This is a genomic window from Mesorhizobium sp. CNPSo 4671, from assembly GCF_057784245.1.
Genome location: NZ_JBWLUW010000001.1, coordinates 658,939 through 672,335, shown reverse-complemented (window position 1 = coordinate 672,335; position 13,397 = coordinate 658,939). Strand labels below are relative to the sequence as shown.

Below are 13,397 nucleotides of genomic sequence, written 5' to 3'. Positions count from 1 at the left end.
CTGCTGCCACTCCATGGATATGGAACCTATCCAGTCGAAAGCGGTCCAGGGCCGTGTCGCCGATGCACCGAACGGCCATTGGGTCTACCGCGTGCTGCCGCGCGCGGTTTGGCCCTATGCACAGCTTGCGCGGTGGGACAGGCCGATCGGCTGGCAATTGCTTCTGTGGCCGTGCTGGTGGTCGGCGGCGCTCGCCGCGAGCGCCTATCCCCGCCCCGGCGACCCGCTGCTCTCGCTGCTGCCGGCACCATTGTATCTCGTGCTGTTCCTGGTCGGCGCCATCGCCATGCGCGGCGCCGGCTGCACCTACAACGACATCGTCGACGAGAACATCGACAACCAGGTCGAACGCACCCGCTCGCGTCCGCTGCCGTCGGGCCAGACGACGCGCCGGCGGGCCTGGCTGTTTCTGGTGCTGCAGGCCCTGGTCGGCCTTGTCGTGCTCCTGCAGTTCAACAGCTTCGCCATCCTGCTCGGCGTCTGCTCGCTGGCGATTGTCGCCATCTATCCATTCATGAAGCGGATAACCAACTGGCCGCAACTGTTTCTCGGCCTTGCCTTTTCCTGGGGCGCGCTGATGGGATGGGCGGTCGAGTTCGGCGATCTCGATGGCCCCGCCATCATGCTCTATATCGGCTCGATCCTGTGGGTGATCGGCTACGACACCATCTATGCGCATCAGGACAAGGAAGACGACGCCATTGTCGGCGTGCGCTCGACGGCACGGCTGTTCGGCGACAACACCAAGTCGTGGCTGGTCGGGCTTTACGGCGGCACGCTGATCTGCTTCGCCATTGCCTTCGCGTCGGCGCAGGCGCCGGTGGTGGCGCTGGCAGGATTGATCGCCGCCGGCGCCCATATGGCACGGCAGATCGCCGTTCTGGATATCAACGATCCGGACCAATGCCTGCGGCTGTTCCGGTCGAACAACCAGGTCGGCTGGCTGATCTTCCTCGGCCTGATCGGTGGCGCAGTGTGGGTGGCGCTGAAGCCGCTGGTGTAGCGGCTTTTTCCGCGCCCTGGCCCTTCGCAGACTCAGGGCGTTCGAAGCTCGAAAAGCCAAGCAATTGGCTTTTCGTTCGCTACGCGAACCGCTTCTCACTCCCTCGAAATGATCTCCTGGCCGTCGATGACCAGCCTGAGACCGAGGTTGCCGGCCCTGCGGCGGGCGAGGAAGCGCGGGCGGCGCGTGTGCGAAATGCGGCCCTTGCGGCGATCCTGCGGCGGCAGCGTCTTGATGGCGGCGCCGAGCGATTCTTCCAGGGTGCGGGCGACGCCGTCCGATTCGATCAACAGCATCGGCAGGCGGTAGGCATCAGCCCAGGCGCGCCAGTCGGCGGCGACATCGTCGAGATCGTCGGCCACCAAAAGCGGCACCGACAGCATTGGATCATTGTGAAGGAGTTCGAGCGTCACCGTGACATTGCCTTCCGGATCCTCCATGGCGCGGGCGGCGACGCCGCGGAACGCATTGGCCGGAAGGGCGATGATCGCCGGCACGCCGCTCATCTCGAGCATGCGGCGGATCACGGCGCCACGGTGGTCGATGGTGAACGTCACGTCGCCGTAGTCGTCGCGCGTGGCGTAGCTGACCATCTGGGGCAGTCGGAATGGGTCGAGGCGCATGTTGCGTCCCGCCCAGACTGGCTTCAGTCCGGTGTTCATAGAGTGCCTTCCTGTCTGTCTCCTGAGAGCCGGTGTCCGGTTCTCTCCGGGCCAGTTTTCCCGGCCTCGTTATGGGGAAACAGTAGCGTGGGCTCCTTACCGCCGCGCTTAAGAAAGTCGGTTAAATTTTGCTGATCTCAGGGATGGTTATCGGAATGCCACCGACCACAAGATGTTGAAAGGATCAGATAACCTTACCGGGATTCATGATGCCGGCCGGATCGAAGGCGGCTTTCACCCGGCGCATCAGATCGATAGCCATCGGCGGCGCGGTGGCGATCAGTTCGTCGCGCTTCAACTGGCCGATGCCGTGCTCGGCCGAGATCGAACCGTGGAAGGTGCGCACGACATCGTGCACGGCGTGGTTCATGGGATGGTAAAGGTCGAGGAACGCCTCATCCTGCCAGTCCACGGGGCGCGAGATGTTGTAATGCAGATTGCCGTCACCCATGTGGCCGAAGCAGACCACGCGTGCGCCGGGGCAGACCCCTTCCACCACGCCGGCCGCCTTGTCGATGAACTCCGGGATCGCGGCTGTCGGCACCGAGATGTCGTGCTTGATCGAAGCGCCCTCGGGCTTCTGGCACTCTGGCAGCGTCTCGCGGAAATTCCAGAAGGCATCGCCCTGGGCAAGACTTGCCGAGACCACTGCGTCGCCGATGATGCCTTGCTCGAGCGCCTCGGCCAGGATCTCCTCGATCAGCGCCCTGCCGTCTTCCTCGGAACGTCCTGAAGAGACCTGCATCAGCACATACCATGGCCAATCATCGGCCAGCGGCCGCGTGATGCCTTGGCCATGCTTCAGCGTGAAGTCGTAAGGCCTTTTGCCGATCAGCTCGAAAGCGGTGAGCGAGGCGCCGGCCCAGTCCATCGCCAAGGTAAAGAGCGACAGCGCCGCTTTGGGCGACGACATGCCGGCAAAGGCGACCTCCCTGCCTTTCGGCTTCGGGAAGAGCTTCAAGACAGCGGCGGTGATGATGCCGAGCGTGCCTTCGGCGCCGACGAACAGGTTCTTCAAATCGTAGCCGGTGTTGTCCTTTTTCAGCTTGCGCAGATCGTCGAAGACCTCGCCCGTCGGCAGCACCACTTCGACGCCGAGGCAGAGTTCGCGGGCGTTGCCATAGGCCAGCACGCCGGTGCCGCCGGCATTGGAAGAAAGGTTGCCGCCGATCTGGCAGGAGCCTTGCGCGGCGAGCGACAGCGGAAACAGCCGGTCGGCGGCGTCGGCCGCCTCCTGCAGCGTCTGCAGGATGACGCCAGCCTCGACAGTCACTGTGTTCGACAGGACGTCGATCTCGCGGATGCGGTTCAGCCGCGACAGCGACAGGATGATCTCGCGGCCGGATCTGTCCGGCACCTGGGCGCCGACCAGACCGGTGTTGCCGCTTTGCGGCACGATCGGCGTTCCCGTCTCGGTCGCCAGACGCATGATTCGGCTGACCTCGTCGACGCTGCCCGGCCGCAGCACCAGCGATGTCACGCCATGCCAGAGCCCGCGCCGCTCGATGAGGTAGGGCGCGATGTCCTGTTCGTCGCGCAGCGCGTATTTGTTACCGACAATCGCCGCGAAGCGATCGATGACAGCGGGATCGAGTTTTGCTGAAATTTCGGTCATGCGGGAAAACTACGGTGTGGGCTGAGTGTTGTCACGAGGGGCGGCGGCACGCGAGAGCCGGTCGTTGATGGCCTCGCCAAGCCCGTCGAAGGGAATCGTCTCGACAGCGATGGTGCGTGCGCCGCTGCGATCGAGATCCTGCATATAGGCGAAAAGATTGCTCGCCGCTTCGCGCAGATCGCCTGATACGGACAAATTGAGGAAGGCGGCTGCATGCCGCCAACCTTCGGCCCGCTGACCGCCGAAGGCAAGCAGCGCCTCGCCCTCACCAACCGTATCAGCATTGAGCCGCATCGCCGCGCCCGGCGCATAGTGTGAGGCAAGCATGCCCGGCGCCTCGACGCCGGCGGTGCCGCCGCGCAACAGCGTCATGCCGATGGCCGCCTCGATCTCTTCGGCGGCGATGCCGCCGGGACGAAGCAGGCGCAATCCTGCCCCTTCGGCCTTGACGATGGTCGATTCCAGTCCGACCGGCGTCGCGCCGCCATCGACCACCAGCTTGATGCGTGCGCCGAGATCGGCTGCCACCGCTTGCGCCGTCGTCGCGCTGATCCTGCCGGATGAATTGGCGCTGGGTGCGGCGAGCGGCCGGCCGAGTTTTGCGATGAGATCGCCGCCAAAGCCCTTCGGCATGCGCAAGGCGATCGTGTCGAGCCCGGCCGTGACCAGCGGATGGATGCCGTTACCGGGCCGCTGCGGCAGCACCAGCGTCAGCGGACCCGGCCAGAACGCCAGTGCCAGTCTCTTCGACAATGGATCGAACACCGCGATGCGCTCGGCCATCGCCATGTCAGCGACATGGGCGATCAGCGGGTTGAAACGCGGCCGACCCTTGGCCTCGAAAATGCGCGCCACGCCAATGCCGTTGGTGGCGTCGCCGGCAAGCCCGTAGACGGTCTCCGTCGGGATGGCGACGACATCGCCGCCTTCGAGCAGCGCCAGTGCCCGCTCCAACGCCTCGCCGACGGCAAGTATCTCAGCCACTCTCGTCACCTCGCAGATGCAGGCTGCGTAGTACGATGGCGGCTGTTGGGCAAGCCGGCCGTTCGGCAAGAGCGGGCCTTGGCGATTTATCAATTCCTAAAATGCTATGTTTCCGCGAAAGCCGGCATCAATTCCGGTCGACTACCATTCGGGCTTGGGCAAAGGGGAGTGGTCATCGTGTCTGTGCGTATCCTGCTGGGTATCATCACCCTGGCGGCGTTGAGCGGCGAAGCTCCGGCCTCGTCGCTGGTCTTTCCCGGCGCGCCGGCCACAACGCCCTCCGTCCTGACCCTCAAGGCGGATGACACGAAGGCAAGCGATGTGATGTCCGTCGTTGCGCTCGGCGAGCCTGACGTCACCTATGAGAAGGTGGCGGCCATCCCCAACGCGCCCGAGGCACGGCACGGTTTCATGCCAGGCCCGATGATCATTCGCGGCGGCGTCGTCGGCGGTGACTTCGCGACACCGGTGCAAGGCAAGGCACCAGCTGCGGCCACCACCCCTGCCCCCACTCCAGCCAAGGCGACCGCCTCGGCCGCTCCGGCATCGAACACGCAGAAGAAACCGGCCGCATCGACCATGCCCGCTTCCGGCGTCGGCAAGGTCAAGTAGCGGCCGGCAAACGGCCGGACTGGCCAGATCGTTGACAGCTTGACGGCACTCCGGCGCTCGGCGCACCATTGCCGCGCGAGTTCGTGCGGCACATCTCGCTGGACGCCGCCGCCTGAATTTAGCCAAGTGCTTGAGGCAAAGGGGCGGCTCTGACAGACGGGCTTCGTCGTTTCAAAGGGGGTTGATCATGAGACTATCCAAGACCGTTACCGTGGCCGGGCTTCTGCTGGCGTCGCTGCTGGGCGCCAGTGCGGCGCAAGCCGATGACATGCTGGGATCCTATGTCGCGCGCATTTCCGACAGGGATCATCAGGCGAGCGATGGCTATGCGCTGGACAACGCCGCGCAGATGGTGCGCCAGGATCGCGCCAACTGGCACAAATTCCGTCGCCGCGACAGAGACGACCAGGGCGATGAGTGGTTCACGACCAACGACGCGCGCGCCGACCTGCAGCGCATGCTGGAGCGCCCCGGCGCGATGAGTTCGTCGACCAAGCGCGCCATCGTCAATGGCGAACCGCTGATCCAGGTCGACGTCTATGAAAACAGCGTGCGCGTCAGCATCCTGGAGGACTGACAAGTCAGCGTTTCGGGACAACTGACAAGTCAGTGTCCGGAAAGATGGACAAAAAAGGCGGCGCAGATGCGCCGCCCCCTTTTCTCGACAGAGCCGGATTGAAATCTCAGGCCACTTCTTCCTTGTCGTCGTCTTCTTCGGACTCGCCGTCTTCGGATTCTTCTTCGGCGTCGTCGCCTTCGGCCTTCACGGCGTCATCAGCGTCGTCTTCGTCTTCATCTTCGTCGTCTTCACCCGAGGCCGTGGCCGCTTCGTCAGACTCTTCGCCGTCTTCGTCGTCGCCTTCTTCTTCGTCGCCATCCTCGTCGCCAGAGTGATCGGCGGCTTCGACGGCGGCAGCGGCGTCGTGATCGGTTTCGGAAGCGGATTCAAGCGCCTCGGCGGCGGCCGAGGTTTCTTCAGTCACTTCGATGTCGTGATCGGAATTCATGGAAGCCTCCGTTGGGTTGGGGAACATGTCCCTTTTGCCACGGAGAGATCATCGTCATATGACTGTAAGCCGGCTCGAACGCCCGGCTGAGAGATATTTTTCCTGGGCGCTCAGCCGGCGATTTTCGAGAAATCCGCGACCTGACCCGTCGCCGCGCGGATGCGTGTGAGAAGCGCCAGACGGTTGGCTCGCACCGCCAGGTCTTCATCATTCACGAGAACACCTTCAAAGAATGAATCAACGGGTTCGCGCAACGCGCTAAGCGCCAGCATCGCGGCCGAAAAGTCTTCGTTTTGAATCGCTTCGCCGGCTTGCTTCTCGGCCTGATTCACCGCTGCAAACAACGATTTCTCGGCATTCTCCTTGAACAAAGCCGGCTCAACGGTTCCGGCGACCGCCGTCTTCTTCTTCTCCTCGGCAGCCAGGATGTTGGCCGCACGCTTGGTGCCGGCGAGCAGGTTCTTGCCGTCCTCGGTGTCGAGGAAGGAGCCGAGCGCTTCGACGCGGCGGACGATCTGCAAGAGGTCGTCGGACTGCGGCGTGATGACGGCGTCGATGAGATCGTGGCGAGCGCCCTGGTCGCGAAGGTAGACTTTGAGGCGATCGTGGAAGAAGGCGAGGAGGTCGAGGACGTTGGAATCAACCTGCCTCCCTCTGAATTGTTGCATTCCTTGGCCGATAGCGAAGGTTCCACCTTGCCTAAGGAGAGCCTCCTTTATCGATTGATGAACTCGCGGAACATGAGCTTCCATCGTTTCAACGACGTTCAGCCGTACGCTGTTCTCCACCAATATTCTGACCACGCCCAGCGCTGCCCTTCGCAAGGCATAGGGGTCTTTTGACCCAGTAGGTTTTTCGTCGATCAGCCAGAAGCCGACCAGCGTGTCGAGTTTGTCGGCAAGCGCTACCGCAGCCGACACCGGATCGCTCGGTACACGATCAGATGGACCTTGCGGCTTGTAGTGCTCCTCGATGGCCGCGGCCACGGATGAATGCTCGCCCTGCAGCAGCGCGTATTTGCGGCCCATGGCGCCCTGCAGTTCCGGAAACTCGCCGACCACTTCGGTCTGCAGATCGGCCTTGGCGAGAACGGCTGCGCGAGCGGCGAGCGCGGGATCGGCGCCGACGATCGGCGCCAGTTCTTCGGCGAGCCGCTTGATCCGCTCCACCCGCTCGCCCTGCGTGCCGAGTTTGGCGTGGAAGGTCACGCCGAGATGATCGAGGCGGGCCATGCGCTGGTCGAGCGGCTTTTTCAGATCGAGCCCGAACTTTTCAGCCGATGCTTCGAGCTGGCCGAGATCGGGCAGATCGCCCTGGTCGGTCGTCCAGAAATAGAGCGCGTCGGACAGACGGGCGCGCACCACCTTGCCGTTGCCGTGGGCGATCTCCTTGCCGCCGTCCCTGGCTTCGATGTTGGCGGTGAGGATGAAGCGGTTGGAGAGCGCTTCGCCTTCACCTTGCGGGCGCGTGACAAAGCATTTCTGGTTGGCGCGGATGGTCAACCGGATCACTTCGGCCGGAATGGCGAGGAAATCCTGCTCGAACTCGCCCATCAGCACGACAGGCCATTCAACCAGCCCGGACACCACTTCCAGCAAGCTTTCGTCCTCGACCAGGTCGAGCCTGTTGGCAAAGGCAAGGTTGCGGGCGTCGGCAAGGATGATCTCCTTGCGACGGTCGGCATCGAGCACGACCTTTGCCGCCTCCAGCTTGCTCACATAATCGTCGAAGCGGCGCACGGCGATTTCGCCCGGCGCCAGGAAACGGTGGCCGTAGGTGATATTGCCGGAGCGGATGCCGTCGATCTCGAAATCGACCACGACAGGCTCCTCGGTCTCCGGGCCGAAAGTGCACAGGATCGATTGCAGCGGCCGCACCCAGCGCAGCGAGCCCGGCTTGGCCGAGGCCGGCCCCCAGCGCATCGATTTCGGCCAGGGGAAGTTGCGGATAATGCCGGGCACCAGTTCGGCGATGATCTCTTCGGCCGCCCTGCCCGGCTTCGAAATATGGGCGACATAGAAGTCGCCCTTCTTCGGGTCGGAATGGACATGCGCCTCGGCGACCGAGGACAGCCCTGCCTTGCGCAGGAACCCCTGTACCGCCTGCTCGGGCGCCGTCGTCGACGGTCCCTTGATCTCTTCACGAATATCCTTCGAGCGTGCCGTCAGCCCTCTGATGTCGAGCGTCAGGCGCCGTGGCGTCCAGTACTCGCGCGCCGCCTCATAGGTCAGACCCGCCTCGACCAGACCGTCGGTCAGCATCTTCCTGAGATCACCCGCCGCCTTGCGCTGCATGCGCGCGGGGATTTCCTCGGAGCGAAGTTCTAGAAGCAGGTCGGGCATTGGGGTCAGCTCATGCGGGAGAGTGGTCCGGGCGGGGCATAGCAACTCGGCTGGCCGCTGTCACCCTTTCCAGAAATTTTGACCGCCCTGTCGGGCCAAAGCGATCCGGCCCGTCCTTGGATCAAAGATTTCCATGAACCGAACGCAGCGCTGGAGCGACCCACGCTCAGGCAGGGAACTATTGGCTGAACGACCATGAAAACGGCATCCAGACTTCTGCAGATCCTCGCGCTCAGCGCCTGCTTCACCGCGCAGGTCCACGGCGCCTTCTCGATGCCGGGCGTACGGCAGGCAATGCGGACCATCGACGGTGCCAGCGGTCAGAACGTTGCGCCGACCAGCGCATTCGCCGCCCCCTCGAAAGCAGCCAGCTAGGCCGCCAATCCACCCGCCTGTGTCTTCAAGAACGCCTCGCCGCAGGCCTTCGCCAGATTGCGCACCCGCAGGATGTAGCTTTGCCGCTCGGTGACCGAGATCACGCCGCGCGCGTCGAGCAGATTGAAGACATGGCTGGCCTTGATGCACTGGTCGTAGGCCGGGAAGACCATCTTGTGCATCGGCAGATTGTCGTTCGATGCCGGCGCACCGGCCTCGAGCAGCGCCTTGCACTCGGCCTCGGCGTCCTCGAAATGCCTGAGCAGCATCGCCGTGTTGGCGTATTCGAAATTGTGGCGCGAATATTCCTGCTCGGCCTGCAGGAAGACATCGCCATAGGTCACCTTGTCGGCGCCCTCGCGGCCGTTGAAGTTGAGGTCGTAGACATTGTCGACGCCCTGCACATACATGGCCAGCCGCTCCAGCCCGTAGGTCAGCTCGCCTGCCACCGGCGCGCATTCGATGCCGCAGACCTGCTGGAAGTAGGTGAACTGCGACACTTCCATGCCGTCGCACCAGCATTCCCAGCCCAGCCCCCAGGCGCCCAGCGTCGGGCTTTCCCAGTCATCCTCGACAAAGCGGATGTCATGCAGCAGCGGGTCGACGCCGATCGCCGCCAGCGAGCCGAGATAGAGCTCCTGCAGGTTCGGCGGGTTCGGCTTCAGGATCACCTGGTACTGGTAATAATGCTGCAGCCGGTTCGGGTTCTCGCCATAGCGGCCATCCTTGGGACGGCGCGAGGGCTGGACGTAGGCGGCGTTCCAGCGCCGGGGCCCGAGTGCGCGCAGCGTCGTTGCCGGATGAAACGTTCCGGCGCCGACCTCCATGTCGTAGGGCTGCAGGATGACGCAACCATAGGCCGCCCAGTAATTGTGCAAGGTCAGGATCAGCCCCTGGAACGAGCGGCTGGGATGCATATGGGCGGGAATTTCAATCGTCACGGTGGCCTCGACAGCAAAGGCTAGAGCCTGTCCCTTGAGCATGATCTTTTCCGAAAACCGGTACCCACTTTCCGGGATCATGCTCTTAGCGGCACGTCCTAGAGACACGACGGCGAAGCGTCAAGCAAGGCGCGCCGGATGCGGGCCGCCATGAGCGCGCTGCGTGGTGTTGAAGAGTTTGCTGGAGACTGGCCCATTGCCGGCCTCGGGAGCCTGCGGTCTGTTTCGTCCCTCGCAGCCCACAGCAACGACGACAGGTCCAGCAATGTCCAGCTCCATCATCATCCGCCCGGTCACGCGACAGGATTTCGACCGATGGCTGCCGCTGTGGGACGGCTACAACGCATTTTATGGCCGCTCGGGCGAGACGGCGCTGGCGAGCGAGATCACCGCGATGACGTGGTCGCGCTTCTTCGACGCCTATGAGCCGGTCCATGCGCTGGTGGCCGAAAGCGAGGGACAGCTCCACGGCCTCGTGCACTATCTCTTTCACCGCAGTACGACGGCGATCGCGCCGAACTGTTATCTGCAGGATCTTTTCACCACGCAGGCTTCGCGCGGCAATGGCATCGGCCGGGCGCTGATCGAAGGCGTCTATGAGCGCGCGCAGGCCGCCGGCTCCGGCCGGGTGTACTGGCTGACACACGAGACCAACCAAACCGCGATGAAGCTCTATGACAAGGTCGGCGAACGCTCCGGCTTTGTCGTCTACCGCAAACTATTTTGAGGACGGCGCGCCATTCCAAACGAAAACGGGACTCCGAAAGAGCCCCGTTTGCATTCCAAAAAAGCCGATTTCACCCCTTCGGGGCAGGCACAGGCTCTGGCTTGACCTTCGGGGTCTCCTGCGCCGTGTTGGACTCGATCGGCGGCAGGCCCTTCATCAGCTTCTGCTGCAAGGTGGCCAGCACGTCGGGATCGGGCTTCAGGTCGCGGGCCTGGTTCCACTGGAAGGTGGCTTCCAGCTTGCGGCCGACGCGCCAATAGGCGTCGCCGAGATGGTCGTTGAGAACCGGATCTTCCGGCTTCAGCGATACGGCGCGTTCCATTTCGCGCACCGCGTCGTCGAACCTGCCAAGGCGGAAATAGGCCCAACCCAGCGAATCGACGATGTAACCGTCGCTCGGCCTGAGATCGACGGCCTTCTGGATCATCGCCAGGCCTTCCTTCAGGTTGGTGTTCATGTCGACCCAGGAATAGCCGAGATAGTTCAAAACCTGCGGCTGATCAGGCTGCAGCTCCAGCGCCTTGCGGAAATTCGGCTCGGCCTTCGGCCATTCCTTCAGTCGCTCGTAGGCGATACCGCGCTGATAGAAGATATTCCAGTTGGCCGCGGTCGGCGTCTTCAGCACCTCGACGGCCTTGTCATAGAGATTGGCGGCCGAGCGGAAATCATCCTTGGAGGAATAGACCCCGCCAAGCGCCAGATAGGCGCGCATGTCGTTGGGATGCGCGTCGACGAAGGCCTTCAGATGGGTGATCGCCTCGTCATGGCGGTCGAGATCGGCAAGGTTGAGGCCGAGCTGCAGGTCCGACAGCTCCTTCAGCGGCGAAGAGTCAGGGATCCGCCGATAGAGCGCGATGGCGCCCTCGCCATCCTTAAGCTGTTCGGCGACGGCCGCGAGCTGCACGAGAGCCGCATCGCTGTCAGGCCTCAGGGCGAGCGCGTATTGCAGATAAAGGCGGACGAACGGTTCGCCGCCGCCACGGTTGAGCGCGGTGGCCAGATCGAGCAGGATTTCGGAAGCGCCGTCGGACGGACCTGAGACGAAGGGCGGGATCTTGTCGCCCTTGGCGATCCTGTCGCGCAGGGCGACGATTTCCAGCTTGCCCGGCGAAAACGCCTCGGCCTGGTCGAGCACCGAGATCGCCTTGGCCTTGTCGCCCTTGCGGGCCAGGAACGAGGCATAGGCCTGCGCATTGCGCATCCAGGTTTCGGGCGCCGCGCCGCCGGCGGTCGTGTCCTGCAGCGTTGCGGCGTAGATCGCCTCGGCCTTCTCAGGCATGCCGGATGCATCGGCGATCAGGGCGCGGTGGAAGGCTTTGAACAGACCGAACCAGTCAGGGCCCTGCAGCTTGTCGATGGAAGCCATCGCATCCGTGGCTTCACCAGCGCCTTGCTGCGCCCAGCCGGACATGACGCCGGAGATCAACCGGTCGAGATCGGACTCCAGCGACAGCTTGAGCCAGTACTGCGCCTTAGTGAAATCCTTCTTGTGGAAGGAATCGACCGCCAGTGCCAAGCGCGAGAAGCGCTCGACATCGGGCACTTCCTTGAGCTTGTCGGCATAGACCAGGGATTCGTCGAAGCGGCCTTGCGCGATCAGCGACAGCATCAGGCTCTGCTGCAGGCCGGTGTCACCCGGATCGAAGGCCAGGGCCTGCTTGTAGTAGGCGATGGCGCTGTCGAGATCATTGTCGCCTTCGGCGATCCGGGCGGCCAGATAGGCGCCCGAGAACGACGAGATCTTGACCGGTTCGGTGGATTGCTTGGCATAGGCCGGCAGAGCCGAGATCGCCATGCCCGTCACAATTGCCAGCCTTGTCAGCCAGCGCGCACGTCCTTGCTGCATCGTATCCCTTTCAGCCAGGCGCCATCTCCGCATCAGCGGGATCGACGTAGACTCGATCTTTCCGGGCAAAGCATGGCCTTTTTGGGGTCGCGCTTCAATCCGCCTGAAATTCACAATCGGGTCAGCCGATTAACAAACCATGGCTGAAGGCGACTTTCGACCGCGGAAAAGCCCGCGTCAAGGTCCACGCTCTCCCGGCGCGACGGATCGCTGCACCTTCGTATCGGCAAAGCCGCCGGCCGCTATCGCGCTGCACAGCTCGTTCCATTCGCAGCCGTCGCAAGCCTTGCGCACGCCACCGACAGAAAACGCCTGGCGCACCCGCGCCAGGGTTGCCGCGTCGAGATCGACGTGGACGCCCGCCTGGATTGGCCGGGCCAGCAGATCCCCGACATCGCGTGCGGCAAGCCGGTCCCGCTCGATGACGCTCTCGTTGAGGCAATGCGGTTCCGGCTCATCGAGCAAAGGCGCGCAGATGTCGTCTGGACCGGAAACGAGGAGGATATCCTCGCCCCGGCTCAGGCGCTCCGCAACCGCGTCGTAATTGGCGGTGAAAGCGGGGCTGTATCCCTTGCCCACATAGGTGAGCAGGCAAAGGAGGTGGTGGGCGCGCAGCCTGATCGTCACGAATTGGCCGGCTTGGCCTTGCCGCCGCGAAGCGCCATGAGCGTCGCAGCACCAAGCGCCGACTTCAGCAATCCGCCGACGATGAACGGCAGGAAGCCGAAGGTGATGGCCTTCTCAGTGCCGATCATGACGGCAAGCCATGCCGTTCCGAGCACCAGACAGGCAAGATTGCCGAGCAGCATGGCGGCGAAGGCAAGCAGCACCTTGTTGCCGTTCCAGCCGCGTTCGGCCAGCCAGCCGACCAGCGCGCCGGTGACCGGGAAGGCGAAGAGATAGCCGCCGGTCGGGCCGACGAAATGCGCCACGCCGGCCGCGCCGCCGGCCAGCACCGGAAAGCCGGCAGCACCCTCGACAAGCCACGCCGCGATGGTGACCGCGCCAAGCCGCCAGCCATAGAGGGCGCCAATGAGCGTCACCGCGAAGGTCTGCATGGTCACTGGAACCGGCACCATCGGCACTTCGATGTAGGACGACATCGCCAGGAACAGCGTGCCGAGCACGACGGCTCCGACCTGCCAGGTGAGCGAGCGATCCTGGAGCCGGAGCGGGCTGAAAGACGGCTTGCTGGACGTGAATGCGATGTCTGTCATGAGGATTCCTTCGCTCGATTTGAAATTATAGATAATTTCGGTTTTCGATCTATTATCGAATCCACA

At 63.5% G+C, this 13,397-nt stretch carries 14 protein-coding genes; 5 read left to right on the top strand and 9 right to left on the bottom strand.

Going from position 1 to position 13,397, the window contains the following annotated elements:
* Window positions 1–19: 19 nt before the first annotated feature.
* The gene (gene ubiA, locus AC04SF_RS03000; RefSeq protein ID WP_488476673.1) at window positions 20–1,003 is read left to right on the top strand and encodes a 4-hydroxybenzoate octaprenyltransferase; all 984 of its coding nucleotides are present in this window, start codon (window positions 20–22) and stop codon (window positions 1,001–1,003) included.
* 95 nt (window positions 1,004–1,098) lie between these two features.
* Here the strand turns inward: ubiA and AC04SF_RS02995 are convergent, their stop codons facing one another.
* The 3 genes from AC04SF_RS02995 to AC04SF_RS02985 form a co-directional block, all read right to left on the bottom strand.
* The gene (locus AC04SF_RS02995; protein ID WP_096455895.1) at window positions 1,099–1,665 is read right to left on the bottom strand and encodes a DUF6101 family protein; all 567 of its coding nucleotides are present in this window, start codon (window positions 1,663–1,665) and stop codon (window positions 1,099–1,101) included.
* Window positions 1,666–1,849: 184 nt separating this feature from the next.
* Entirely contained in the window at window positions 1,850–3,280 is a 1,431-nt protein-coding gene (locus tag AC04SF_RS02990) for an FAD-binding oxidoreductase (RefSeq protein ID WP_488476437.1), read from the bottom strand.
* A gap of 9 nt (window positions 3,281–3,289) precedes the next feature.
* Window positions 3,290–4,264 (bottom strand): L-threonylcarbamoyladenylate synthase, encoded by a 975-nt coding sequence (locus AC04SF_RS02985; RefSeq protein ID WP_488476436.1) that lies wholly within the window; start codon window positions 4,262–4,264, stop codon window positions 3,290–3,292.
* Between the two features lie 177 nt (window positions 4,265–4,441).
* Between AC04SF_RS02985 and AC04SF_RS02980 the strand changes: the two genes are divergently transcribed.
* Window positions 4,442–4,876, top strand: a complete 435-nt coding sequence (locus AC04SF_RS02980) for a hypothetical protein (RefSeq protein ID WP_488476435.1) — start codon at window positions 4,442–4,444, stop codon at window positions 4,874–4,876.
* A gap of 187 nt (window positions 4,877–5,063) precedes the next feature.
* Entirely contained in the window at window positions 5,064–5,453 is a 390-nt protein-coding gene (locus tag AC04SF_RS02975; RefSeq protein WP_488476434.1) for a hypothetical protein, read from the top strand.
* A 106-nt stretch (window positions 5,454–5,559) separates the two neighbouring features.
* Here the strand turns inward: AC04SF_RS02975 and AC04SF_RS02970 are convergent, their stop codons facing one another.
* Both AC04SF_RS02970 and glyS read right to left on the bottom strand, forming a co-directional pair.
* Complete coding sequence (locus tag AC04SF_RS02970) at window positions 5,560–5,883, bottom strand: ATPase (protein ID WP_488476433.1); 324 nt, start codon at window positions 5,881–5,883, stop codon at window positions 5,560–5,562.
* 110 nt (window positions 5,884–5,993) lie between these two features.
* Window positions 5,994–8,225: a glycine--tRNA ligase subunit beta gene (glyS, locus tag AC04SF_RS02965; protein ID WP_488476432.1), complete on the bottom strand. Its 2,232-nt coding sequence runs from the start codon at window positions 8,223–8,225 to the stop codon at window positions 5,994–5,996.
* A 195-nt stretch (window positions 8,226–8,420) separates the two neighbouring features.
* Between glyS and AC04SF_RS02960 the strand changes: the two genes are divergently transcribed.
* Window positions 8,421–8,600 (top strand): hypothetical protein, encoded by a 180-nt coding sequence (locus tag AC04SF_RS02960; protein ID WP_488476431.1) that lies wholly within the window; start codon window positions 8,421–8,423, stop codon window positions 8,598–8,600.
* Here AC04SF_RS02960 and AC04SF_RS02955 read toward each other — a convergent pair.
* Window positions 8,597–9,583: a glycine--tRNA ligase subunit alpha gene (locus tag AC04SF_RS02955; protein WP_488476430.1), complete on the bottom strand. Its 987-nt coding sequence runs from the start codon at window positions 9,581–9,583 to the stop codon at window positions 8,597–8,599. The genes AC04SF_RS02960 and AC04SF_RS02955 overlap by 4 nt on opposite strands.
* A gap of 223 nt (window positions 9,584–9,806) precedes the next feature.
* On the opposite strand from AC04SF_RS02955, the gene AC04SF_RS02950 reads away from it, so the two are divergent.
* A complete protein-coding gene (locus AC04SF_RS02950; protein ID WP_488476429.1) occupies window positions 9,807–10,268 on the top strand; it encodes a GNAT family N-acetyltransferase in 462 nt (153 codons plus the stop codon).
* Window positions 10,269–10,338: 70 nt separating this feature from the next.
* Here AC04SF_RS02950 and AC04SF_RS02945 read toward each other — a convergent pair whose 3' ends face one another.
* From AC04SF_RS02945 to AC04SF_RS02935, 3 genes are all read right to left on the bottom strand, one after another.
* The gene (locus AC04SF_RS02945) at window positions 10,339–12,114 is read right to left on the bottom strand and encodes a tetratricopeptide repeat protein (protein ID WP_488476428.1); all 1,776 of its coding nucleotides are present in this window, start codon (window positions 12,112–12,114) and stop codon (window positions 10,339–10,341) included.
* Between the two features lie 177 nt (window positions 12,115–12,291).
* The gene (locus AC04SF_RS02940; protein ID WP_488476427.1) at window positions 12,292–12,741 is read right to left on the bottom strand and encodes a DUF1284 domain-containing protein; all 450 of its coding nucleotides are present in this window, start codon (window positions 12,739–12,741) and stop codon (window positions 12,292–12,294) included.
* A complete protein-coding gene (locus tag AC04SF_RS02935; RefSeq protein ID WP_488476426.1) occupies window positions 12,738–13,331 on the bottom strand; it encodes a biotin transporter BioY in 594 nt (197 codons plus the stop codon). Before AC04SF_RS02935 ends, AC04SF_RS02940 begins: the two co-directional genes overlap by 4 nt.
* Window positions 13,332–13,397 lie beyond the last annotated feature (66 nt).

What these genes read in the sequence shown, in the direction of transcription:
- AC04SF_RS02950 (WP_488476429.1), top strand. Translation starts at nt 9,807, where the DNA reads ATGTCCAGCTCCATCATCATCCGCCCGGTCACGCGACAGGATTTCGAC.
- AC04SF_RS02995 (WP_096455895.1), bottom strand. Translation starts at nt 1,665, where the DNA reads ATGAACACCGGACTGAAGCCAGTCTGGGCGGGACGCAACATGCGCCTC.
- AC04SF_RS02990 (WP_488476437.1), bottom strand. Translation starts at nt 3,280, where the DNA reads ATGACCGAAATTTCAGCAAAACTCGATCCCGCTGTCATCGATCGCTTC.
- AC04SF_RS02960 (WP_488476431.1), top strand. Translation starts at nt 8,421, where the DNA reads ATGAAAACGGCATCCAGACTTCTGCAGATCCTCGCGCTCAGCGCCTGC.
- AC04SF_RS02935 (WP_488476426.1), bottom strand. Translation starts at nt 13,331, where the DNA reads ATGACAGACATCGCATTCACGTCCAGCAAGCCGTCTTTCAGCCCGCTC.
- AC04SF_RS02975 (WP_488476434.1), top strand. Translation starts at nt 5,064, where the DNA reads ATGAGACTATCCAAGACCGTTACCGTGGCCGGGCTTCTGCTGGCGTCG.
- AC04SF_RS02945 (WP_488476428.1), bottom strand. Translation starts at nt 12,114, where the DNA reads ATGCAGCAAGGACGTGCGCGCTGGCTGACAAGGCTGGCAATTGTGACG.
- AC04SF_RS02955 (WP_488476430.1), bottom strand. Translation starts at nt 9,583, where the DNA reads ATGCTCAAGGGACAGGCTCTAGCCTTTGCTGTCGAGGCCACCGTGACG.
- ubiA (WP_488476673.1), top strand. Translation starts at nt 20, where the DNA reads ATGGAACCTATCCAGTCGAAAGCGGTCCAGGGCCGTGTCGCCGATGCA.
- AC04SF_RS02970 (WP_488476433.1), bottom strand. Translation starts at nt 5,883, where the DNA reads ATGAATTCCGATCACGACATCGAAGTGACTGAAGAAACCTCGGCCGCC.
- glyS (WP_488476432.1), bottom strand. Translation starts at nt 8,225, where the DNA reads ATGCCCGACCTGCTTCTAGAACTTCGCTCCGAGGAAATCCCCGCGCGC.